Source organism: Streptomyces sp. NPDC058457 (assembly GCF_042720695.1).
GTDB lineage: Bacteria > Actinomycetota > Actinomycetes > Streptomycetales > Streptomycetaceae > Streptomyces.
Genome location: NZ_JBHXLU010000102.1, coordinates 1 through 21,377, shown reverse-complemented (window position 1 = coordinate 21,377; position 21,377 = coordinate 1). Strand labels below are relative to the sequence as shown.

General features: G+C 69.6%; 20 protein-coding genes. 18 read left to right on the top strand and 2 right to left on the bottom strand.

Annotated elements, in window-relative coordinates; genetic code table 11:
- Nucleotides 1–170: 170 nt before the first annotated feature.
- From prmC to ACFWPS_RS45570, 15 genes are all read left to right on the top strand, one after another.
- On the top strand, nt 171–1,016 hold the full coding sequence (gene prmC / locus ACFWPS_RS45640; protein WP_089098764.1) for a peptide chain release factor N(5)-glutamine methyltransferase: 846 nt from the start codon (nt 171–173) through the stop codon (nt 1,014–1,016).
- A 61-nt stretch (nt 1,017–1,077) separates the two neighbouring features.
- Nucleotides 1,078–1,725 carry an L-threonylcarbamoyladenylate synthase gene (locus ACFWPS_RS45635; RefSeq protein WP_189268510.1) on the top strand — a complete coding sequence of 216 codons (648 nt, stop codon included), beginning with the start codon at nt 1,078–1,080 and terminating at the stop codon, nt 1,723–1,725.
- Nucleotides 1,722–2,405: a protein-tyrosine-phosphatase gene (locus ACFWPS_RS45630; RefSeq protein WP_093499065.1), complete on the top strand. Its 684-nt coding sequence runs from the start codon at nt 1,722–1,724 to the stop codon at nt 2,403–2,405. The genes ACFWPS_RS45635 and ACFWPS_RS45630 overlap by 4 nt, the downstream gene beginning before the upstream one ends.
- A 326-nt stretch (nt 2,406–2,731) precedes the next feature.
- Nucleotides 2,732–3,976 (top strand): serine hydroxymethyltransferase, encoded by a 1,245-nt coding sequence (gene glyA / locus ACFWPS_RS45625; protein WP_383717863.1) that lies wholly within the window; start codon nt 2,732–2,734, stop codon nt 3,974–3,976.
- 149 nt (nt 3,977–4,125) lie between these two features.
- Nucleotides 4,126–5,526: an MraY family glycosyltransferase gene (locus tag ACFWPS_RS45620; protein ID WP_383717860.1), complete on the top strand. Its 1,401-nt coding sequence runs from the start codon at nt 4,126–4,128 to the stop codon at nt 5,524–5,526.
- A 302-nt stretch (nt 5,527–5,828) separates the two neighbouring features.
- Nucleotides 5,829–6,251 (top strand): hypothetical protein, encoded by a 423-nt coding sequence (locus tag ACFWPS_RS45615; protein WP_383717858.1) that lies wholly within the window; start codon nt 5,829–5,831, stop codon nt 6,249–6,251.
- 210 nt (nt 6,252–6,461) lie between these two features.
- Nucleotides 6,462–7,298: a F0F1 ATP synthase subunit A gene (gene atpB, locus ACFWPS_RS45610; protein ID WP_383717898.1), complete on the top strand. Its 837-nt coding sequence runs from the start codon at nt 6,462–6,464 to the stop codon at nt 7,296–7,298.
- Between the two features lie 71 nt (nt 7,299–7,369).
- On the top strand, nt 7,370–7,606 hold the full coding sequence (locus tag ACFWPS_RS45605; RefSeq protein WP_383717855.1) for a F0F1 ATP synthase subunit C: 237 nt from the start codon (nt 7,370–7,372) through the stop codon (nt 7,604–7,606).
- Between the two features lie 41 nt (nt 7,607–7,647).
- Entirely contained in the window at nt 7,648–8,193 is a 546-nt protein-coding gene (locus ACFWPS_RS45600; protein WP_383717852.1) for a F0F1 ATP synthase subunit B, read from the top strand.
- The gene (locus ACFWPS_RS45595) at nt 8,190–9,011 is read left to right on the top strand and encodes a F0F1 ATP synthase subunit delta (RefSeq protein WP_383717849.1); all 822 of its coding nucleotides are present in this window, start codon (nt 8,190–8,192) and stop codon (nt 9,009–9,011) included. Before ACFWPS_RS45600 ends, ACFWPS_RS45595 begins: the two co-directional genes overlap by 4 nt.
- Nucleotides 9,012–9,144: 133 nt before the next feature.
- Nucleotides 9,145–10,734 (top strand): F0F1 ATP synthase subunit alpha, encoded by a 1,590-nt coding sequence (gene atpA, locus ACFWPS_RS45590; protein WP_383717846.1) that lies wholly within the window; start codon nt 9,145–9,147, stop codon nt 10,732–10,734.
- Between the two features lie 21 nt (nt 10,735–10,755).
- Nucleotides 10,756–11,676, top strand: coding sequence for a F0F1 ATP synthase subunit gamma (locus tag ACFWPS_RS45585; protein ID WP_383717842.1), 921 nt, complete (start codon nt 10,756–10,758; stop codon nt 11,674–11,676).
- The gene (gene atpD, locus ACFWPS_RS45580) at nt 11,676–13,112 is read left to right on the top strand and encodes a F0F1 ATP synthase subunit beta (RefSeq protein ID WP_359220708.1); all 1,437 of its coding nucleotides are present in this window, start codon (nt 11,676–11,678) and stop codon (nt 13,110–13,112) included. Before ACFWPS_RS45585 ends, atpD begins: the two co-directional genes overlap by 1 nt.
- Nucleotides 13,113–13,246: 134 nt before the next feature.
- A complete protein-coding gene (locus ACFWPS_RS45575; RefSeq protein WP_189268499.1) occupies nt 13,247–13,621 on the top strand; it encodes a F0F1 ATP synthase subunit epsilon in 375 nt (124 codons plus the stop codon).
- Nucleotides 13,622–13,751: 130 nt separating this feature from the next.
- Nucleotides 13,752–14,198 (top strand): DUF2550 domain-containing protein, encoded by a 447-nt coding sequence (locus ACFWPS_RS45570; RefSeq protein ID WP_089098752.1) that lies wholly within the window; start codon nt 13,752–13,754, stop codon nt 14,196–14,198.
- An 86-nt stretch (nt 14,199–14,284) separates the two neighbouring features.
- Here the strand turns inward: ACFWPS_RS45570 and ACFWPS_RS45565 are convergent, their stop codons facing one another.
- Both ACFWPS_RS45565 and ACFWPS_RS45560 read right to left on the bottom strand, forming a co-directional pair.
- Nucleotides 14,285–16,111, bottom strand: coding sequence for a glycosyl hydrolase family 18 protein (locus ACFWPS_RS45565; RefSeq protein WP_383717840.1), 1,827 nt, complete (start codon nt 16,109–16,111; stop codon nt 14,285–14,287).
- Between the two features lie 155 nt (nt 16,112–16,266).
- Nucleotides 16,267–16,839: a cob(I)yrinic acid a,c-diamide adenosyltransferase gene (locus ACFWPS_RS45560; RefSeq protein WP_383717837.1), complete on the bottom strand. Its 573-nt coding sequence runs from the start codon at nt 16,837–16,839 to the stop codon at nt 16,267–16,269.
- A gap of 208 nt (nt 16,840–17,047) precedes the next feature.
- Between ACFWPS_RS45560 and ACFWPS_RS45555 the strand changes: the two genes are divergently transcribed.
- The 3 genes from ACFWPS_RS45555 to ACFWPS_RS45545 all read left to right on the top strand — a co-directional run bounded on the left by ACFWPS_RS45555 (nt 17,048) and on the right by ACFWPS_RS45545 (nt 21,261).
- Nucleotides 17,048–17,896: a 3-hydroxyacyl-CoA dehydrogenase family protein gene (locus ACFWPS_RS45555; protein WP_383717834.1), complete on the top strand. Its 849-nt coding sequence runs from the start codon at nt 17,048–17,050 to the stop codon at nt 17,894–17,896.
- A 185-nt stretch (nt 17,897–18,081) separates the two neighbouring features.
- Nucleotides 18,082–18,405, top strand: coding sequence for an STAS domain-containing protein (locus ACFWPS_RS45550; RefSeq protein ID WP_030672301.1), 324 nt, complete (start codon nt 18,082–18,084; stop codon nt 18,403–18,405).
- 333 nt (nt 18,406–18,738) lie between these two features.
- Nucleotides 18,739–21,261, top strand: coding sequence for an ATP-binding protein (locus ACFWPS_RS45545; RefSeq protein ID WP_383717831.1), 2,523 nt, complete (start codon nt 18,739–18,741; stop codon nt 21,259–21,261).
- The last annotated feature ends 116 nt before the right edge of the window (nt 21,262–21,377 follow it).

Sequence of the window (21,377 nt, the reverse complement as noted above, 5' to 3'; positions counted from 1 at the left end):
TCATGGGTCGGGCCGGAGGAAAGATGCGGAACCTGCTTAGCTGAGCGGAGCGTCGGAGACCGACGACAACGCGGCAGATGTGCGTGCCAGGGCCCGCGACCCCGGCACGACCCATGAGACACCCCTGAGGCACGTACGCACGACGACCCAGTACGACACGGAGGACCAGCGTGAACCTGCTGCTCGCCGAGGTGGCCCAGGCCACCCAGCGGCTGGCCGACGCCGGCGTGCCCTCGCCGCGCAACGACGCGGAGGAGCTCGCCGCGTTCGTGCACGGCGTGAAGCGGGGCGCGCTGCACTCCGTCAAGGACTCGGACTTCGACGCCCGCTACTGGGAGGTCATCGCCCGCCGGGAGCAGCGCGAGCCGCTCCAGCACATCACCGGGCGGGCGTATTTCCGGTATCTCGAACTCCAGGTGGGTCCTGGCGTGTTCGTGCCGCGCCCCGAGACGGAGTCCGTGGTCGGCTGGGCCATAGACGCGGTGCGCGCCATGGACGTGGTCGAGCCCCGCATCGTCGACCTGTGCACCGGTTCCGGCGCCATCGCGCTCGCCCTCGCCCAGGAGGTCCCGCGCTCGCGTGTGCACGCCGTGGAGCTGTCCGAGGAGGCGCTCCAGTGGACCCGCAAGAACATGGCGGGCTCCAGGGTCGACCTGCGCCAGGGAAACGCCCTGGACGCCTTCCACGACCTCGACGGCCATGTCGACCTGGTCATCTCCAACCCTCCGTACATCCCGCTCACCGAGTGGGAGTACGTCGCCCCCGAGGCCCGCGACTACGACCCGGAGCTGGCCCTGTTCTCCGGCGAGGACGGCCTGGACCTGATCCGGGGCATCGAACGCACCGCGCACCGGCTGCTGCGCCCGGGCGGAGTCGTCGTCATCGAGCACGCCGACACCCAGGGCGGCCAGGTGCCGTGGATCTTCACCGAGGAGCGGGGCTGGGCCGACGCGGCCGACCACCCGGACCTCAACAACCGCCCCCGCTTCGCGACCGCCCGCAAGGCGCTGCCGTGAGCACCGCGCAGGCAGTGTTTTCCGACGTCCAGATGTACGTGTACGAGGAGGCCCGCTAGACATGGCACGGCGATACGACACCAACGACGCGACCGACCGCGTGACGGGTCTGCGCGAGGCCGCGTCCGCCGTCCGCCGGGGCGAACTGGTGGTGCTGCCGACCGACACGGTGTACGGCATCGGCGCCGACGCGTTCACCTCGGAGGCGGTCGCCGACCTCCTCGACGCCAAGGGCCGGGGCCGCAACATGCCCACCCCGGTGCTGATCGGGTCCCCGAACACGCTCCACGGTCTCGTCACCGACTTCTCCGAGCTGGCCTGGGAGCTGGTCGACGCGTTCTGGCCGGGCGCCCTCACGCTGGTCGCCAGGCACCAGCCGTCCCTGCAGTGGGACCTGGGCGACACCAGGGGCACGGTCGCCGTCCGGATGCCCCTGCACCCCGTCGCCATCGAGCTGCTCACCGAGGTCGGCCCGATGGCCGTCTCCTCCGCCAACCTCACCGGCCACCCGTCCCCGGAGACCTGTGACGCCGCGCAGGAGATGCTCGGCGACTCCGTCTCCGTGTACCTCGACGGCGGCCCGACCCCCGGCAACGTCCCCTCGTCGATCGTCGACGTCACCCGCGAAGTTCCGTTGCTGCTGCGCGCGGGCGCGATCTCGGCGGAGGAGCTGCGGAAGGTCGTACCCGACCTTGAGGTGGCGAATTGACAGCCCCTGACGCGGGGCGTGGCATAGGCAACGGGGAAAGCGCGGCGGAGATCACGACGACGTTCGTGGGGCTGCCACGCGACAGCTTCCGCATCCTCCACGTCAGCACCGGCAACGTGTGCCGCTCGCCGATCACCGAGCGGCTGACCCGCCATCTCGTGACGGACCGGCTCGGCGCCTTCCTCGGCGGCGGGCTCGTCGTGGAGAGCGCGGGCACCTGGGGCCATGAGGGCGCGCCCATGGAGGCCAACGCGGAGGCAGTCCTCGCCGACTTCGGGGCGGACGCCTCCGGCTTCGTGGGCCGCGAACTGCTCGACGAGCACGTGATCCGGGCCGACCTGGTCCTGACCGCCACCCGGGACCACCGCGCCCAGGTCATCTCCATGGGCCATTCGGCGGGCCTGCGCACCTTCACGCTGAAGGAGTTCACCCGGCTGGTCCGTGCCATCGACCCGGCGACCCTGCCGCCGACGTCGGAAGGCGTGGTCGTCCGGGCACGTGCGCTGGTCCGTGCGGCGGCGGCCCTCCGCGGTTGGCTCCTGGCACCCACGGCGGAGGCGGACGAGGTCTACGACCCGTACGGTGCCCCGCTGCCCTTCTTCCAGTCCATCGGCGACGAGATACACGAGGCACTGGACCCGGTGGTCACGGCGCTGACCGGTGTTCCGGCGCGGATGTAAGTCAACGTCTCTGACATCGGCACCCGGCGCTGCAGGCCGTGCCCACCCTCCCCCACGCTCGGCTTCGCTCGCGCGGGGGGACCCCCATCGCCCTGCGGAACGCCTGCCCACGGCGGTGGCGGAAGCGGATGCCCGGGAGCGAAGCGCCCGGTAAGGGGCGCGGGGAACTGCGCGAGCAAGCCCCACGCACCCGCAGTCGCGCGACCGGCCGCAATCACCCCTCCGGCAGCGTGGCGGCCCTCCACAGCCCTACGCACAAACCGCGCGTCCGCCCCATACCGGGCCTACATTGGTCATACGTCACCGTCGACCGCCCGGAGCCTGTCATGGCGGTCACCTCTGCCCTCGTAGAGGGCGATCTGCTGCGGCGGCAGGATCCGGAGCTGGCCGAGATCCTGCTGGGGGAGCTGGCGCGGCAGTCGACGTCGTTGCAGCTGATCGCCGCCGAGAACTTCACCTCCCCGGCCGTGCTGGCCGCGCTGGGGTCGCCGCTGGCCAACAAGTACGCCGAGGGGTATCCGGGCGCCCGGCACCACGGCGGCTGCGAGATCGTGGACGTCGCCGAGCGGCTCGCCGTCGACCGGGCCAAGGCCCTGTTCGGTGCCGCGCACGCCAACGTGCAGTCCCACTCGGGGTCGTCGGCCGTGCTGGCCGCGTACGCCGCCCTGCTGCGCCCCGGTGACACCGTGCTCGCCCTGGGGCTGCCCTACGGCGGTCATCTCACGCACGGCTCGCCCGCCAACTTCTCCGGCCGCTGGTTCGACTTCGTCGGGTACGGGGTGGACGCCGAGAGCGGGCTCGTCGACTACGACCAGGTGCGGGCGCTGGCGCGCAGCCATCGGCCCAAGGCGATCGTGTGCGGGTCCATCGCCTATCCCCGGCACATCGACTACGCCTTCTTCCGCGAGGTCGCCGACGAGGTGGGCGCGTACCTCATCGCCGACGCCGCCCATCCCATCGGGCTCGTCGCCGGGGGAGCGGCACCGAACCCGGTGCCGTACGCCGACGTGGTGTGCGCGACCACACACAAGGTGCTGCGCGGGCCGCGCGGCGGGATGCTGCTGTGCGGTTCGCCGGAGCTGGCCGAGCGGCTCGACCGGGCGGTGTTCCCGTTCACGCAGGGCGGCGCCCAGATGCACACCATCGCCGCGAAGGCGGTCGCGTTCGGGGAGGCGGCAACACCGGCGTTCGCCGCGTACGCCCATCAGGTGGTCGCCAATGCGAGGGTTCTCGCGGCCGGGCTTGAGGAGGCGGGGTACGTCGTCACCACGGGCGGCACGGACACCCATCTGATCACCGTCGACCCGGCGCCGCTCGGGGCCGAGGGGAAGGCCGCCCGGGGACGGCTCGCGGCCGCCGGGATCGTCCTCGACTGCTGTGCCCTGCCGCACGGTGACGCGCGGGGGCTGCGGCTGGGCACCGCCGCCGTGACCACGCAGGGCATGGGGGAGGCGGAGATGGCCCGGATCGCGGTGCTGCTGGCGGGCGTGGTGAGCGGTGTCACGGAGGCGGGGAGGGTGCGTGACGAGGTGCGCGAGCTCACCGGTAGATTTCCGCCGTACCCCGGGTGAGAGGGGGTGGGCGCAGCGTCGTACACCCGTTGTACGCCCGGCTCACAGCCATCCGTGCAACCATCGTCGCTACCCGGAAGTCCCCACACATATGCGTCCCTCGCTAGGGTGTGGGGCTGTGATGGCCAGCGAGACATGTGGGGAAGCCTGTGCGTGAATACCTGCTGACGCTCTGCATCACGGCCGCGGTGACGTACCTGCTGACAGGGCCGGTACGGAAGTTCGCGATCGTGGCAGGGGCCATGCCGGAGATCCGGGCGCGTGACGTGCACCGGGAGCCCACTCCGCGGCTCGGCGGGATCGCGATGTTCTTCGGCCTGTGCGCGGGGCTGCTGGTCGCCGACCACATGTCCAACCTCAACGAGGTCTTCGAGAACTCGAACGAGCCGCGGGCGCTGCTCTCCGGCGCGGCCCTGATCTGGCTGATCGGTGTGCTCGACGACAAGTTCGAGATCGACGCGCTGATCAAGCTGGGCGGTCAGATGATCGCCGCGGGCGTCATGGTCATGCAGGGTCTGACGATCCTGTGGCTGCCGGTGCCGCTCGTCGGCACGGTGGCGCTGACCCCGTGGCAGGGCACCCTGCTGACGGTGGCCCTGGTGGTCATCACCATCAACGCGGTGAACTTCGTCGACGGCCTGGACGGCCTGGCCTCCGGCATGGTGTGCATCGCGGCCGCGGCGTTCTTCATGTACGCCTACCGGATCTGGTACTCGTACGGCATCGAGGCCGCCGCCCCGGCCACGCTGTTCTCGGCGATCCTGATGGGCATGTGCCTGGGCTTCCTGCCGCACAACATGCACCCCGCCCGGATCTTCATGGGCGACTCCGGGTCGATGCTGATCGGCCTGGTGCTGGCCGCCGGTGCGATCTCGGTCACGGGCCAGGTCGACCCGGACGCGATGAAGCTGTTCGCCGGGTCCGAGCGCAACACCGTCCACCAGATGGTCCCGGTCTACATCCCGCTGCTGCTGCCGCTGACCATCATCGCGGTGCCGGCCGCCGACCTGGTGCTGGCGATCGTGCGGCGCACCTGGCGCGGCCAGTCGCCGTTCGCGGCGGACCGCGGGCACCTGCACCACCGGCTGCTGGAAGTCGGTCACTCGCACAGCAGGGCCGTGCTGATCATGTACTTCTGGGCGGCCCTGATCGCCTTCGGGGCGCTGGCCTACTCCGTGAACTCCGCGTCCATGTGGATCGTGCTCGGTGTGGTGTTCCTCAGCGCGATCGGCCTGGGCCTGCTCCTGCTGCCGCGGTTCACGCCGCGGGCCCCGATGTGGGCGCAGGCCTTCGTGCCGCCCCGCTACCGGCGCCGCGGGACCGTCCAGCCGGCCACCGAGCCGGCCGCTGAGCCGGAGGCGGCAACTGTCCAGGCGGCGGCGTCCGTTGAGCCGGAGGAGCCGGAGAAGCCGAGCGACGAGCACCGCTCCCCGGTGACCGCCGGAGCGGCATCGGCGAACGGCGCGACCGCGCCCTCGGTCAACGGCGCGACCGCCATCGGCGGCCGTTCGCGCTTCCTGGATCGGCGCACTTCCGGGACGTCCCGCTGACGCCGCCAAGGTAAGAATCTGACTAGAGCATTGCCAAGTCGTGGGGGACCAAAGTCCCCCAATACCAGACACAATGGCTCGGTTTTCGCTCAGACGCGCAGGTTCACTCTCATGTGTGACAGCGAGCACACCTACCAGGTAAAGACCTCATCAAATAGTTTGTGATACGGTTCACGAGAACCCCGGACAGAGTCGAAGGACCCGACTGCGACGGTCCGTCAGCGTGAGGTCTTCGACCCTCCGACCGGGACTACGCTCGTCCATGACGACACCTGCCCCCCTGTGAAAGCGGAGTTGCCGCCATGCCGTCCAATGACGCCCGGATCCTGGCCCAGGCCGCCGTACCCACGGCTGCCGTCGGCGTTCTCGCCGCCGTCGTCAGCGGCGTGGTCGCGGGCGGCAAGGGGGCGATCGGGGCGATCGTTGCGACGCTGGTGGTGATCCTCTTCATGGGGATCGGCCTCTACGTTCTGCAGCGCACCGCCAAGTCGTTCCCCCACCTGTTCCAGGCCATGGGGCTGATGCTCTACACGGCGCAGTTGCTGTTGCTCTTCGTCTTCGTCGCCGCTTTCAAGAACACCACGCTGTTCAACCCCCGGGCCTTCGCCGTCACGCTGGTGGTCTGCACCCTGGCGTGGATCGCCGCCCAGGCGCGTGCCCACATGACTGCCAAGGTCCTCTACGTCGAGCCCGAGAAGTCCGAGAAGTCCGGACAATCGTCGTGAGAGGTAGGGCCGGGATAAAGGCGCACGAGAGATGCTGCTATCGTCCGGTGCCAACTGCGGCATCGCGGGCGCGGGCATCTGAGCTGACGCCTGCTCAATCGCGAGGCGAGATGCCCCCCAGCCGCCCCCACATCCGTAACACCAGTCCCGTGCCGAACCGCGGCCCTGCGCCGCGCCGACACAACGAGGTTGCCGTACCTATGCGCCACGCTGAAGGAGCCCGCGGTGAGTGCTGACCCGACGCAGGTGCTCGCCTTCGAGACCGACTGCCACATTTTCGCCAACTGTGGCTTCCCCGCTCCGGGCCTGCACTCGTTCCTGTTTGAGCCCCTCTGGGGCAACGGCGACAGCAACCTGTATTTCAACAAGACGATGCTGCTGGCGCTGCTCGGCTCGATCGTGGTCGTCGGCTTCTTCCTGGCCGCCTTCCGTAAGCCGAAGGTCGTCCCCGGCAAGCTGCAGATGGTGGCCGAGTCGGGTTACGACTTCATCCGTCGCGGCGTCGTCTACGAGACGATCGGCAAGAAGGAAGGCGAGAAGTACGTACCGCTGGTCGTCTCGCTGTTCTTCTTCATCTGGATGATGAACCTCTGGTCGATCATTCCGCTCGCCCAGTTCCCGGTGACGGCGATCATCTCCTATCCGGCCGTCCTGGCGGCCATCGTCTACTTCCTGTGGGTCTCGCTGACCTTCAAGCGGCATGGATTCGTCGGTGCGTTCAAGAACTTCACCGGCTATGACAAGTCGCTCGGCCCGGTTCTCCCGCTGGCCATGTTCATCGAGTTCCTCTCGAACCTGATCGTCCGGCCCTTCACGCACGCGGTGCGACTGTTCGCGAACATGTTCGCGGGCCACACGCTGCTGCTGCTGTTCACGATCGCCAGCTGGTACCTGCTCAACGGCATCGGGATCGCCTACGCGGGTGTCTCGTTCATCATGGTGATCGTCATGACGGCCTTCGAGCTGTTCATCCAGGCCCTGCAGGCGTACGTGTTCGTACTCCTGACCTGCAGCTTCATCCAGGGCGCGCTCGCCGAGCAGCACTGAGCGCCTCGTACCCCACCCCCTAGTCGCCCGGTGGCCAACCCCCGCCGGCATCAGAAAAAGAAGGAAGAATCATGGCTGCCACTGAGACCCTTGCCGCTGTCTCCGGCTCGCTCGGCTCCGTCGGTTACGGCCTCGCTGCCATCGGCCCCGGCGTCGGCGTCGGCATCATCTTCGGCAACGGCACCCAGGCGCTGGCCCGTCAGCCCGAGGCCGCCGGCCTGATCCGTGCCAACCAGATCCTCGGCTTCGCCTTCTGTGAGGCGCTTGCCCTCATCGGCCTGGTCATGCCGTTCGTCTACGGCACCTGATCAGCCGATCAGCGACAGCCCCCTAGACGAAAGGCACTGACATGAGCCAGCTGCTCATTCTGGCGGCCGAGGAGACGGAGAATCCCCTCGTCCCGCCGATCCCCGAGCTCGTCATCGGCCTGCTCGCCTTCGTCATCGTCTTCGGCTTCCTCGCCTGGAAGCTCCTTCCGAACATCAACAAGGTTCTGGAGCAGCGCCGCGAGGCGATCGAGGGCGGTATCGAGAAGGCCGAGGCCGCGCAGACCGAGGCCCAGAGCGTCCTTGAGCAGTACAAGGCGCAGCTGGCCGAGGCCCGGCACGAGGCCGCGCGCCTGCGCCAGGAGGCTCAGGAGCAGGGCGCCACGCTCATCGCCGAGATGCGCGCCGAGGGCCAGCGGCAGCGTGAGGAGATCGTCGCCGCCGGTCACGCGCAGATCGAGGCCGACCGCAAGTCCGCCGCGCAGGCGCTCCGTCAGGACGTCGGCCACCTGGCCACCGACCTGGCCGGCAAGCTCGTCGGCGAGTCCCTCGAGGACCACGCCCGGCAGAGCCGCGTGATCGACCGCTTCCTCGACGAGCTTGAGGAGAAGGCCGAGGCGGCTCGATGACAGCGCACGGAGCGAGCCGTGAAGCCGCGGCAGCCGCACGTGAGCGTCTCGACGCGCTGACGGACTCCACGTCCGTGGACGCGACGCGGCTCGCCGACGAGCTGGCGGCCGTCACCGCGCTGCTCGACCGCGAGGGAGGCCTGCGCCGGGTTCTCACCGACCCGGCACAGGCCGGCGAGGCGAAGGCCGAGCTGGTCCGGCGCCTGATCGGCGGCCAGGTCTCCGAGACCACCGCCGACCTGGTGAGCGGCCTGGTCCGCTCCCGCTGGTCGCAGCCCCGCGACCTGGTGGACGCGCTGGAGGAGCTGGCGAGCACCGCCGACCTCACGGCCGCGGAGAAGTCCGGCACGCTGGACGACGCCGAGGACGAGCTGTTCCGGTTCGGCCGGATCGTCTCCTCCAGCACCGGCCTGCGCGCCGCGCTGACCGACCGCAAGGCCACCGTCGCCGCGAAGACCGAGCTGCTGCACCGGCTGCTCGGCGGCCGCGCCAAGCCGGTCACCGAGCGTCTGGTCACGCGCCTTGTGACCGTGCCGCGGGGACGTAGCCTGGAAGCGGGCCTGGAGGCCCTGTCGAAGCTGGCCGCGGACCGTCGCAGCCGTGTCGTCGCCGTCGTCACCTCGGCGGTTGCGCTGAGCGAGCCGCAGAAGCAGCGCCTGGGCGCCGCCCTCGCGAAGCTCTACGGCCGCACGATGCACCTCAACCTCGACGTCGACCCCGAGGTCGTCGGCGGGATCCGGGTGCAGGTCGGTGACGAGGTCATCAACGGTTCCATCGCGGACCGGCTGGAGGACGCGGCCCGCCGCATGGCGAGCTAGCACCTCGGTAGTCGAGAACAAGCAGTACGTACTTACGACGGCCCGGGTTGGGCCGTACATGAAGAATCCTGGGGGTCGCCCCCAGACCCCCCAAGTGAAACTTCGGGCCCAACAAGGAGAGCAGGGAACCCAGATGGCGGAGCTCACGATCCGGCCGGAGGAGATCCGGGACGCGCTGGAGAACTTCGTCCAGTCGTACAAGCCGGACGCGGCCTCGCGCGAGGAGGTCGGTACGGTCACCCTTGCCGGCGACGGCATCGCGAAGGTCGAGGGCCTCCCCTCGGCCATGGCCAACGAACTGCTGAAGTTCGAGGACGGCACCCTCGGCCTCGCGCTCAACCTGGAAGAGCGCGAGATCGGCGCCATCGTCCTCGGTGAGTTCAGCGGCATCGAGGAGGGGCAGCCGGTGCAGCGCACCGGTGAGGTCCTCTCCGTCGCGGTGGGCGAGGGCTACCTCGGCCGCGTCGTCGACCCGCTCGGCAACCCGATCGACGGCCTCGGCGAGATCGAGACGTCCGGCCGCCGCGCCCTGGAGCTGCAGGCTCCGGGCGTCATGGCCCGTAAGTCGGTGCACGAGCCGATGGAGACCGGCTACAAGGCCGTCGACGCGATGACCCCGGTCGGCCGCGGCCAGCGCCAGCTGATCATCGGTGACCGCCAGACCGGCAAGACCGCCCTGGCCGTCGACACGATCATCAACCAGCGTGACAACTGGCGCTCGGGCGACCCGAAGAAGCAGGTCCGCTGCGTCTACGTCGCCATCGGCCAGAAGGGCTCGACCATCGCCTCCGTGCGTGGTGCGCTCGAAGAGGCCGGCGCCCTTGAGTACACGACCATCGTCGCCGCCCCGGCGTCCGACCCGGCCGGCTTCAAGTACCTGGCGCCGTACACCGGCTCGGCCATCGGCCAGCACTGGATGTACGACGGCAAGCACGTCCTCATCATCTTCGACGACCTCTCGAAGCAGGCCGACGCCTACCGCGCCGTCTCCCTGCTGCTGCGCCGCCCGCCGGGCCGTGAGGCCTACCCGGGTGACGTCTTCTACCTGCACTCCCGTCTCCTGGAGCGCTGCGCCAAGCTCTCCGACGACATGGGCGCCGGCTCGATGACCGGCCTGCCGATCGTCGAGACCAAGGCCAACGACGTCTCGGCGTTCATCCCGACCAACGTCATCTCCATCACCGACGGCCAGTGCTTCCTGGAGTCGGACCTGTTCAACGCCGGTCAGCGCCCCGCGCTGAACGTCGGTATCTCCGTCTCCCGAGTCGGCGGTTCCGCGCAGCACAAGGCGATGAAGCAGGTCTCCGGCCGTCTGCGTCTGGACCTCGCCCAGTACCGCGAGCTGGAGGCGTTCGCCGCCTTCGGTTCCGACCTGGACGCCGCGTCGAAGTCGCAGCTGGAGCGTGGTCAGCGACTGGTCGAGCTGCTCAAGCAGGCTCAGTACCAGCCGATGTCCACCGAGGACCAGGTCGTCTCCGTGTGGGCCGGCACCACCGGCCGGATGGACGACGTCCCGGTCACCGACATCCGCCGCTTCGAGAAGGAGCTCCTGGAGTACCTGCACCGCAAGGAGCAGGGCCTCATGACCTCCATCAAGGAGGGCGGCAAGATGTCGGACGACACCCTCACCGCTGTTGCCGACGCCATCGTCGAGTTCAAGAAGCAGTTCGAGACCTCGGACGGCAAGCTTCTCGGCGAGGACGCCCCGGCCGCGGCCAAGTGACGTAAGGAAGGGACCTGACTCATGGGAGCCCAGCTCCGGGTCTACAAGCGTCGCATCCGATCCGTCACCGCGACCAAGAAGATCACCAAGGCGATGGAGATGATCGCCGCCTCGCGTGTCGTCAAGGCGCAGCGCAAGGTGCGGGCCTCCGCGCCGTACGCGACCGAGCTCACCCGCGCGGTCACGGCGGTCGGTACCGGGTCGAACACCAAGCACCCCCTGACCACCGAGGCGGAGACCCCGACCCGTTCCGCGGTGCTGCTCCTCACGAGCGACCGCGGTCTGGCCGGTGCCTTCAACTCCAACGCCATCAAGTCCGCCGAGCAGCTGACGGCGCGCCTTGAGGCGGAGGGCAAGGAGGTCGACACCTACATCGTCGGCCGCCGCGGTCTGGCCCACTACAACTTCCGCGAGCGCAAGGTCGTGGAGTCGTGGTCGGGCTTCACCGACGAGCCCTCGTACGCGGACGCCAAGAAGGTCGCGGCGCCGCTGATCGAGGCCATCGAGACGGAGACGGCGGACGGCGGGGTGGATGAACTCCACATCGTCTACACCGAGTTCGTGTCGATGATGACGCAGACGGCGCTCGACGACCGGCTGCTGCCGCTCAGCCTCGACGAGGTCGCGGAGGAGGGCGCCGCCAAGGGCGACGAGATCCTTCCGCTGTACGACTTCGAGCCCTCGGCGGAGGACGTCCTCGACGCCCTGCTGCCGCGCTACGTGGAGAGCCGTATCTACAACGCGCTGCTCCAGTCGGCGGCTTCGAAGCACGCTGCCACGCGGCGTGCGATGAAGTCGGCCACCGACAACGCGGGCGAGCTGATCAACACGCTCTCCCGGCTTGCCAACGCGGCCCGCCAGGCCGAAATCACCCAGGAAATCAGCGAGATCGTCGGTGGCGCCAGCGCCCTGGCCGACGCGACCGCGGGGAGTGACCGCTAATGACCACCACTGTTGAGACCGCGACGGCCACGGGCCGCGTCGCCCGGGTCATCGGCCCGGTCGTCGACGTGGAGTTCCCCGTCGACGCGATGCCGGACATCTACAACGCCCTGCACGTCGAGGTGGCCGACCCGGCCAACGCCGGCGAGAAGAAGACGCTGACCCTGGAGGTCGCCCAGCACCTGGGTGACGGCCTGGTCCGCACCATCTCCATGCAGCCCACCGACGGTCTGGTCCGCCAGGCCCCGGTCACCGACACCGGCGACGGCATCACCGTCCCGGTCGGCGACTTCACCAAGGGCAAGGTGTTCAACACCCTCGGTGAGGTGCTGAACGTCGACGAGCAGTACGAGGGCGAGCGCTGGTCCATCCACCGCAAGGCCCCGAACTTCGACGAGCTCGAGTCGAAGACCGAGATGTTCGAGACCGGCGTCAAGGTCATCGACCTGCTCACCCCGTACGTCAAGGGTGGCAAGATCGGTCTGTTCGGCGGTGCCGGTGTCGGCAAGACGGTGCTCATCCAGGAGATGATCTACCGCGTCGCCAACAACCACGACGGTGTCTCCGTGTTCGCCGGTGTCGGCGAGCGCACCCGTGAGGGCAACGACCTCATCGAGGAGATGGCCGACTCGGGCGTCATCGACAAGACCGCGCTTGTCTTCGGCCAGATGGACGAGCCCCCGGGCACCCGTCTGCGCGTGGCCCTCGCCGGTCTGACCATGGCGGAGTACTTCCGCGATGTGCAGAAGCAGGACGTGCTGTTCTTCATCGACAACATCTTCCGCTTCACGCAGGCCGGTTCCGAGGTGTCGACCCTGCTCGGCCGGATGCCCTCCGCGGTGGGCTACCAGCCGAACCTGGCCGACGAGATGGGTCTCCTCCAGGAGCGCATCACCTCGACCCGTGGTCACTCGATCACCTCGATGCAGGCGATCTACGTCCCCGCGGACGACCTGACCGACCCGGCCCCGGCCACCACCTTCGCCCACCTCGACGCGACGACGGTGCTCTCCCGTCCGATCTCGGAGAAGGGCATCTACCCGGCCGTGGACCCGCTGGACTCCACGTCCCGGATCCTGGACCCGCGCTACATCGCGGCGGACCACTACAACACCGCCATGCGGGTGAAGACGGTCCTCCAGAAGTACAAGGACCTCCAGGACATCATCGCGATCCTCGGTATCGACGAGCTGGGCGAGGAGGACAAGCTCACCGTCCACCGCGCCCGTCGCGTGGAGCGCTTCCTGTCCCAGAACACCCACGTCGCCAAGCAGTTCACCGGCGTCGACGGGTCGGACGTCCCGCTGGAGGAGTCGATCGCCGCGTTCAACGCGATCATCGACGGCGAGTACGACCACTTCCCGGAGCAGGCGTTCTTCCTGTGCGGTGGCATCGAGGACCTCAAGGCCAACGCCAAGGAGCTGGGCGTCTCCTGAACACCCTGAGTTCTTCCGAACTCATTGCGTTCTTCGGGTGAGGGGGCGGGCGCGTCCCGCCCCCTCACTCACGCCTACTAGAATTGACCCCAACACCCGGCACCCCTGCCGGGTGGTGACCCGAGGAGCCACCCTTGGCTGCTGAGCTGCACGTCGAGCTCGTCGCCGCGGACCGCCAGGTCTGGTCCGGCGAGGCCACCCTGGTCGTCGCGCGCACCACGTCCGGCGACATCGGCGTCATGCCCGGTCACCAGCCGCTGCTCGGTGTGCTGGAGTCGGGCCCGGTGACCATCCGTACGAGTGATGGTGGAACGGTCGTCGCCGCGGTGCACGGCGGTTTCATCTCGTTCGCGGACAACAAGCTCTCGCTGCTGGCCGAGACCGCCGAGCTGTCGGACGAGATCGATGTCCAGCGCGAGGAGCGTGAGCTGGAGCGCGCGAAGGCGGCGGGCGACGCCACCGCAGAGCGGCGCGCCGACGTCCGTCTGCGGGCGGCGACAGCGCGCTGACACACTGCGCGTATGCGTTGACGTAACTCAGCCGCGGCTGGGGCCGGAGCCATTCCGGACCCAGCCGCGGCTGAGGTAGATCTGGGTCTTTTTACGTTCCATTACCTAGGAGACGAGGAGGTCGGTGCCGATGGTCCTCGCTCTGACTGTGGCCGGAATCGTGGTCGCGCTGGTGGTGGTGGGACTCTTCCTGTTCGGCCTGCGCCGCAGACTGATCCAGCGCTCCGGCGGCACCTTCGACTGTTCCCTGCGCTGGGAGGTCCCCGAGAAGACGGACACCAGCGGCAAGGGCTGGAGCTACGGCGTCGCCCGCTACAACGGCGACAGCGTCGAGTGGTACCGCGTCTTCTCCTACGCCTACCGCCCCCGCCGGGTCCTGGAACGCGACCGGATCGAGGTGGCCGGCCGCCGTCTCCCCGAGGGCGAGGAGGAGCTGGCCCTGCTCTCCGACGCCGTCATCCTCGCCTGCACCCATCGCGGCACCCGTCTCGAACTCGCCATGAGCGAGGACGCGTTGACGGGCTTCCTCGCCTGGCTGGAGGCGGCCCCGCCGGGGCAGAGGGTCAACGTCGCCTGAGACGCACCGTCGCGGGGCGGCGGGGGGGGCGCGCCGCCCGGAGGCCGCCCGCGACGGGGTGGGGGGTGGGGGGTGGAGCGAAGGGGTCAGCTCAGCCCGGAGTTGATGGCGCTCACCAGCTCACCGTTGCTGGTGTCACCGCTGAACTCCCAGAAGAACGCGCCGCCGAGACCCTGGGTCTTGGCCCAGCTCATCTTCCCGGCGATCGTCGACGGGGTGTCGTACGACCACCAGTTGGTGCCGCAGTGGGCGTACGCCGTGCCCGCGACGGTGCCGGTGACCGGGCAGGACGTCTTGAGGACCTTGTAGTCCTCGATGCCCTGTTCGTACGTTCCGGTCGCCGCACCCGTGGCCGTGCCGCCCGGGGCGTCCTGGGTGACACCTGTCCAGCCTCTGCCGTAGAACCCGATGCCGATCAGCAGCTTGCTCGCCGGCACGCCCTGCGCCTTGAACTTGGCCATCGCGTCGGCGGTGTCGAAGCCGGCGGTCGGGATGCCCGTGTACGAGGTGAGCGGGGAGTGCGGGGCGGTCGGGCCGGTGGTCGCCCAGGCGCCGAAGAAGTCGTACGACATCACGTTGTACCAGTCGACGTACTGCGAGGCGCCCGCGTAGTCGGTGGCGTCGATCTTGCCGCCGGAGGAACCGTCGGCCGTGGTGGCCGCGGTGACCAGGTTGCTGGAGCCGAACTTGGCGCGCAGCGCGGACATCAGGTTCTTGAAGGCCGCCGAGCCGCTGGTGTCGCAGCTCAGACCGCAGGCGTTCGGGTACTCCCAGTCGATGTCGATGCCGTCGAAGACATCGGCCCAGCGCGGGTCCTCGACCAGGTTGTAGCAGGAGTCCGCGAACGCGGTCGGGTTGGCCGCCGCCTGCGCGAAGCCGCCGGACCAGGTCCAGCCGCCGAAGGACCACAGGATCTTGATGTTCGGGTACTTGGCCTTCAGCTCGCGCAGCTGGTTGAAGTTGCCCGCCAGCGGCTGGTCCCAGGTGTCGGCGACACCGCTGACCGACGTGTCGGCGGTGAACGTCTTCTGGTAGTCGGCGTAGGCGTCACCGATCGCGCACTGGCCGTTGGTGACGTTGCCGAAGGCGTAGTTGATGTGCGTGATCTTCGCCGCGGACCCGGACGTCACCAGGTTCTTGACCTGGTAGTTGCGGCCGTAGATGCCCCACTCGGTGAAGTAGCCGAGCTTGACCTTGGAGCCGGTGGTCGGGGGAGTGGTGGTACCGCCCGTGGTGTGCACCGCGACCGCGCCGCTGACCGGTCCCGTCTGGCTGGCGGTGTCGCGGGCCTGGACGGTGTACGAGTAGTCGGTGCCGGCCGTCAGACCCGTGTCGGAGTACGAGGTGGTGGTCACCGTGGAGACCACCTTGCCGTCGCGCAGGACGTCGTAGTTCTTGATGCCCTTGTCGTCGGTGGCGGCGGACCAGTTCAACTGCACCGAGGTGTTGGTGATGTTGGACGAGGTCGGGGTGCCGGGCGCGGAGGGCGCCGCGTCACCGGGGACGGTGGTACCGCCGTCACAACTGGCGCCGTTGAGCAGACAGTTGCTCGGCGATCCCGAACCGGCGCCGTTGAAGCCGAAGGAGACGGAGGCGCCGGGGGCGATGGAGCCGTTGTAGGACTTGTTCTTGGCGGTCCAGTGGGTGCCGGAGGAGGTGACGTCCGCGTCCCACGCGGAGGTGACCGAGGTTCCGGAGGGGTAGTCCCACTCGACGGTCCACGAACTGATGGTGGTGGTACCGGTGTTCTTGACGGTCCACTGGCCGCCGAAGCCGGTACCCCAGTCCGAGGTCTTGGCATAGGTCGCGGTGGCGGACGTCGCGGCCTGGGCGGGGCTCGCGATGCCGACCAGACCGGCCAGGGGGAGCACCAGCGTCGCAAGCCCTGCCGCGACTCTGTGTCTGAAGCGCATGCTGCGCCTCCCTCTTGATCGGGGTGACGTGGGCATGACTGAGCCTTCATGCCCATGGTGCCGCGAGAATAGAAAGGTCTGGACCACCGGTCAATAGGTCTGGACCACTCTTGTATACGGCCGTCGGATCCCCAACTCCCGCCCCGGCAGCGAAGTTACCGCTCCCCGCCCGGGACCCAGAGCACGTCCCCGACGTCCTTGTTGGCCGTGCGGGCGAGAATGAACAGCAGGTCCGACAGGCGGTTGAGATAGGTCGCGGTCAGCGGGTTCATCGCCTCGCCGTGCGCCTCCAGTGCGGCCCACGTCGACCGCTCGGCCCGCCGTACGACCGTGCAGGCCTGGTGGAGCAGGGCCGCGCCCGGGGTGCCGCCCGGGAGGATGAAGGAACGGAGCTTCTCCAGCCGCTCGTTGAAGCGGTCGCAGTCCGCCTCCAGCTTGTCGACGTAGAACTGCTCGACCCGCAGGGGCGGATACTGCGGGTTCTCCACCACCGGCGTCGACAGGTCCGCGCCGACGTCGAAGAGGTCGTTCTGCACCCGGGTGAGCACCTTGACGACCTCCTCCGCCAGCCCGCCCAGCGCGATCGCCGTCCCGATCACCGCGTTCGCCTCGTTGGCGTCCGCGTACGCCGAGATCCGCAGATCCGTCTTGGCGACCCGGCTCATGTCCCCGAGAGCGGTGGTGCCCCGGTCGCCGGTCCTGGTGTAGATGCGCGTCAGATTGACCATGCGGCCAGCGTAAAGGTGTCCCGGGGAAGCCGGACCGCGCCCTGGGTGGCGCGAAACGGACCATGCCGCCGGGGGTGCCTGACGGGACGTGACGGTTGTCTCACGTCCTGAGACCGTGACACGCGTTACTTACCGGGTTTCCGGGCCCCCGACGAGCGCTAGGGTCCCGCCCAAGAGGCATACCTCAACAGCGTGTAAGGGGAGCGGAGTGGCACGGAAGCTTGCCGTCATCGGTGCCGGCCTGATGGGTTCCGGCATCGCCCAGGTCGCCGCACAGGGCGGCTGGGACGTGGTCCTGCGGGACGTCACCGACGAGGCGCTGGAGCGTGCGGTCGGGGGCATCCAGGCCTCTTACGACAAGTTCGTGAGCAAGGGCCGGCTGGAGGCGCACGACGCCGACGCCGCCCTGGCCCGCATCACCACGACCACCGACCTGGACGCGGTCGCCGACGCGGACATCGTGGTCGAGGCGGTCTTCGAGAAGCTGGAAGTCAAGCACGAGATCTTCCGCGCCCTCGACAAGATCGTGCGCCCGGACACCGTGCTCGCCTCCAACACCTCCGCCATCCCGATCACCAAGATCGCGGCTGCCACCGAGCACCCCGAGCGGGTCGTCGGCGTCCACTTCTTCTCACCGGTGCCGATGATGCAGCTCGTGGAGCTGGTGCGCGGCTACAAGACCAGTGACGAAACCCTGGCCACCGCGCGGGAGTTCGCCGAGTCCACCGGCAAGACCTGCATCGTCGTCAACCGGGACGTCGCCGGCTTCGTGACGACCCGGCTGATCTCGGCGCTCGTCGTCGAGGCCACCAAACTGTACGAGTCGGGCGTCGCCACCGCCGAGGACATCGACCTCGCCTGCAAGCTGGGCTTCGGTCACGCCATGGGCCCGCTGGCCACGGCCGACCTCACCGGCGTCGACATCCTGCTGCACGCCACCAGCAACATCTACACCGAGTCGCAGGACGAGAAGTTCGCCCCGCCGGAGCTGATGCGCCGGATGGTTGACGCCGGTGACATCGGACGCAAGAGCGGGCAGGGCTTCTACACGTACTGAAACATCAGTACGTAGGCCCTCTGATCACCTCTCAAAACGCACAAACCCCGGGGTTTTCACCCTCGGGGGTGAATTCGGTATCGGTTCGCTTACAGATGGCAACCTCTGACCGGCGAACGCAGTCAGAGGTTGCATTACCGGACATCACTTTCACGGAGTAGGACACGCACTCTCGGGGAGCGCATATGTACATCAGGGGCGACCACGCCGAGCTGGTCGTCGGGGGCCGCCTCGACGTACGCAGCGCGGCGGACGCCCGTACGGTCCTGCACTCGGCCGTCGACGACGGAGTCGGCGATCTGGTGCTGGACCTGTCCGAGCTGGATTCCTGGGACGCCACCGGACTCGGGGTGATCATGGGGGCCCACCGGCGGGCCGGCCGCTGCGGCCGCCGCCTGGTGCTGCGCGGCGTACCGCCGCAGATGCAGCGCCTGCTGGTGGCCACCCGGCTGCACCGGATCCTGGCGATCGAGGGGGGCATCGGGGTGGAGTCGCTGCCCCGCGTGTGACACCGGGACCGGCGACGGGCTGTGCGGCGGCGAACCGCCGGGACACGGCAAACCATGGAGACACGGCGATCCGGTGTGAACCGGGCGACGGGGGTGACCCGGTCGGACGGCGCGCAAGCGCACGTCAGACGCAATCCTCACGAGACTGTGATGTCTCGGACGGCGCGGTACCCCGGACTGTCGTAGATACTGTGCGAAGGTTTAGGGTTCGGTCGCCCGCCGCCTAGTCACCCTTCGAGCGCGGGCCCGGACCAGAAGCGACAGCGCGGTGTGCAACAGGCCGGGGAGGGCCGGTTTTCACGGCACACGACGCTTTTGGGGGGCTAGGAACCTATGGACCCGATCAACCCGGGACCCGAGGGGTACGGCCAGGACGGCGACGGCAGCTCGCCGCGCCAGCGCCCGCCCAGGGAATCCCTCACCAACGACTTCGGTCAGAGCACGCCGACGACGGCCCGCACCACGCGGCTGGTCACCGGCGACTTCCTGCTGACCGTCAACCCCGTCGACGGCAGCGAGATAGAACCCTGCCCGCCGACCGAACGCCCCGCCAGACCCGAGAAGCGCACCGCCGCCGAACGCGCCGAGTACGAGCGCGCCGCCCGGCCGCCGGTTCCGCCCGGTCCCGCCCAGCCCGAGTTGCCGCTCCTGGAGCGCCAGGACGACCGCGAGCGGCTCGTCCGGCTCCTCGCCCGCGGCCGCTCCGTGCGCCTCACCGGCCCCTCGGGCTCCGGCCGCACCGCTCTCCTCGACCTGGTCGCCGACGACTGCTCCGACCTCGCCCCCGACGGCGTGGTCCGCCTCAACGGCTTCCACCGCACACCCGAGGACCTGGTCCACGACCTCTTCTACGCCGTCTACAAGGCGCCCGCGCACCGCCCCGGACCCGACGAACTCCTCGAACTGGTCCGTGACATCGGCGCGGTCGTCGTCCTCGACGACATCGAGTTCGGCGGCGCCGGGCTCGACGAGCTGATCGACGCCACCCCCGAGTGCGCCTTCCTGATCGGCGCCACCCCGGACGTGCCGGCGCCCGCCGCCGACTCCGCGGTCGAGGAGGTCTTCCTCAGCGGCCTGGAGCGGGCCGGCGGCGTCGACATCCTGGAACGCACGGTCGGCCGGGTGCTCACCGAGGAGGAGGCCAACTGGGCCGGCGACCTCTGGTTCGAGTCCGAGGGCCTGCCGCTGCGGTTCGTCCAGGCAGGCGCGCTGCTGCGCCAGCGCGACCAGGTGCGCGCCAGCGCGGGCGCCGTCGACGAGTTCGGCGTCTTCGCATCCAACCTGTCGGACCTCTCCGACCTCTCCGATCTGCCGGTCGACGCGCCCTTGGACGCCGAGGCGACCGAAGAGGTCCCGCTCCCGTCCCTCGGCGAGGCCGCCGCGCCCGCCCCGCTGCTCGCCTCCCGGCTCAGCAGCTCCGCCCGGGCCACCCTGCGCTTCGCGGTCGCCCTCGGCGGCGAGGTGCCGCACCAGGCGCATCTGCCCGCCCTCGTCGGCGACACCCACGCGGACGCCGCCCTCGGCGAACTGGCGGGCTGCGGACTGGTCTCCCCGGTGGGTTCCCGCTACCGGCTCGCCGCGGGCGTCCTGCAGCAGCTGGAGGCCGCCGGATACGCCGACGACGCGGCGGCCCAGGCCCTCACCGCCGCCCAGCACTACAACTGGTGGACCGGGCATCCCTCGGTCTCCCCCGAGCGGGTCTGCGCGGAGGCCGACGCGGTGCTCGCCGCGCTGACGCTGCTGGTGCCGGAGACGGTCCCGCCGGCGGAGGACGAGGACAGCACGCCGGTACGACTGGCCCGTACGGCCGCGCCCGCGTTCGCGGCGGGGCTGCACTGGAGCGCCTGGGAACGGGTGCTGCGGGCCGGTGCGGAGGCCTCCCGGCTCGCCGGTGAGGTCGGCGACCAGGCCTACTTCCACCACGAGCTCGGCATCCTCGCGCTCTGCGGCGACCAGCTGGACCGGGCGCGGGCCGAGCTGGAGGCCTCGATCGGCCTGCGCGGGGCGCTCTCCGACAAGCGGGGCACGACGGCCGGCCGACGGGCCCTCGCCCTGGTGGCGGACCGCTCGGGCGAGGTCATCCCGGCCGTCACCGCGATGGCGGGGGACGAGATTCCGGACGCCCGCCACGAGGAGTCCATATCCCCGGCGGGCGGCGTCACGACGCCCTTCCCGGCGGTCCACTCGCCGGTTTCGGACACTCTGGTGACCCACAGGGTCCCGGGGCAGCCGACGCCGGCCCAGGGCGGCGGGGGCGGCCTCGTCCGCATGGCCCGCCGCAACCTGGTGGCGGTGGGTGCGGGGGTGCTTCTGACGGCCGTCCTGGGCACCGTGGTCACCCTCGGGATGACCTCCCACGACGACGCCGACAACCCGTCCAACAACGTCAGCGTCAACCCGTCGGCGAGCGAGGACACGGGCGACGGCAGCCTCGGCGCCGACCCCGGGCAGACGTCGGGCACGGGCGACACCGGTACGGCGACGACCAAGCCGACGGACCCGGGCCCCGACGGCACCCTGGGCACCTCGGACGACCCGACGCCGCCCTCGGACACGAAGACGCCTTCGGCTTCGGCCACGGGAACGAAGGGTTCGTCGAGCGGCGGTACGACGAGCTCGCCGTCGAAGTCGCCGTCATCGTCGCCATCGCCCTCGAAGTCGGCATCGCCGAGCCCGTCGAAGTCCGAGTCCCAGTCGGCGAGCCCGTCGCCGTCACCCTCGTCATCGGCCCCGAGCGAGACCCCGTCCACCAGCAACTCGGCGAGCGGTCCCGCGTCCAGCGCCCCGGCTGCGTCGAGCAGTTCGGCGGCATCGGAGAGCAGCAGCACGGGAACGTCGACCGGCACGGTCATCTGAGCCACGGCTGAGGGCCGGTCTCCCCCAATGGGTCCCGCCCACCACCGTTCCATGTGTGAAACCGCCCCCCCGGCGGGAGAACAGCCCCAGCTTGTAGTACAAGATTGCGCGGAGGG

Coding starts and splice junctions, on each gene's coding strand:
- ACFWPS_RS45635 (WP_189268510.1), top strand. CDS start 1,078: ATGGCACGGCGATACGACACCAACGACGCGACCGACCGCGTGACGGGT.
- glyA (WP_383717863.1), top strand. CDS start 2,732: ATGGCGGTCACCTCTGCCCTCGTAGAGGGCGATCTGCTGCGGCGGCAG.
- ACFWPS_RS45615 (WP_383717858.1), top strand. CDS start 5,829: ATGCCGTCCAATGACGCCCGGATCCTGGCCCAGGCCGCCGTACCCACG.
- ACFWPS_RS45605 (WP_383717855.1), top strand. CDS start 7,370: ATGGCTGCCACTGAGACCCTTGCCGCTGTCTCCGGCTCGCTCGGCTCC.
- ACFWPS_RS45600 (WP_383717852.1), top strand. CDS start 7,648: ATGAGCCAGCTGCTCATTCTGGCGGCCGAGGAGACGGAGAATCCCCTC.
- ACFWPS_RS45595 (WP_383717849.1), top strand. CDS start 8,190: ATGACAGCGCACGGAGCGAGCCGTGAAGCCGCGGCAGCCGCACGTGAG.
- atpA (WP_383717846.1), top strand. CDS start 9,145: ATGGCGGAGCTCACGATCCGGCCGGAGGAGATCCGGGACGCGCTGGAG.
- ACFWPS_RS45585 (WP_383717842.1), top strand. CDS start 10,756: ATGGGAGCCCAGCTCCGGGTCTACAAGCGTCGCATCCGATCCGTCACC.
- atpD (WP_359220708.1), top strand. CDS start 11,676: ATGACCACCACTGTTGAGACCGCGACGGCCACGGGCCGCGTCGCCCGG.
- ACFWPS_RS45570 (WP_089098752.1), top strand. CDS start 13,752: ATGGTCCTCGCTCTGACTGTGGCCGGAATCGTGGTCGCGCTGGTGGTG.
- ACFWPS_RS45565 (WP_383717840.1), bottom strand. CDS start 16,111: ATGCGCTTCAGACACAGAGTCGCGGCAGGGCTTGCGACGCTGGTGCTC.
- ACFWPS_RS45560 (WP_383717837.1), bottom strand. CDS start 16,839: ATGGTCAATCTGACGCGCATCTACACCAGGACCGGCGACCGGGGCACC.
- ACFWPS_RS45550 (WP_030672301.1), top strand. CDS start 18,082: ATGTACATCAGGGGCGACCACGCCGAGCTGGTCGTCGGGGGCCGCCTC.
- ACFWPS_RS45545 (WP_383717831.1), top strand. CDS start 18,739: ATGGACCCGATCAACCCGGGACCCGAGGGGTACGGCCAGGACGGCGAC.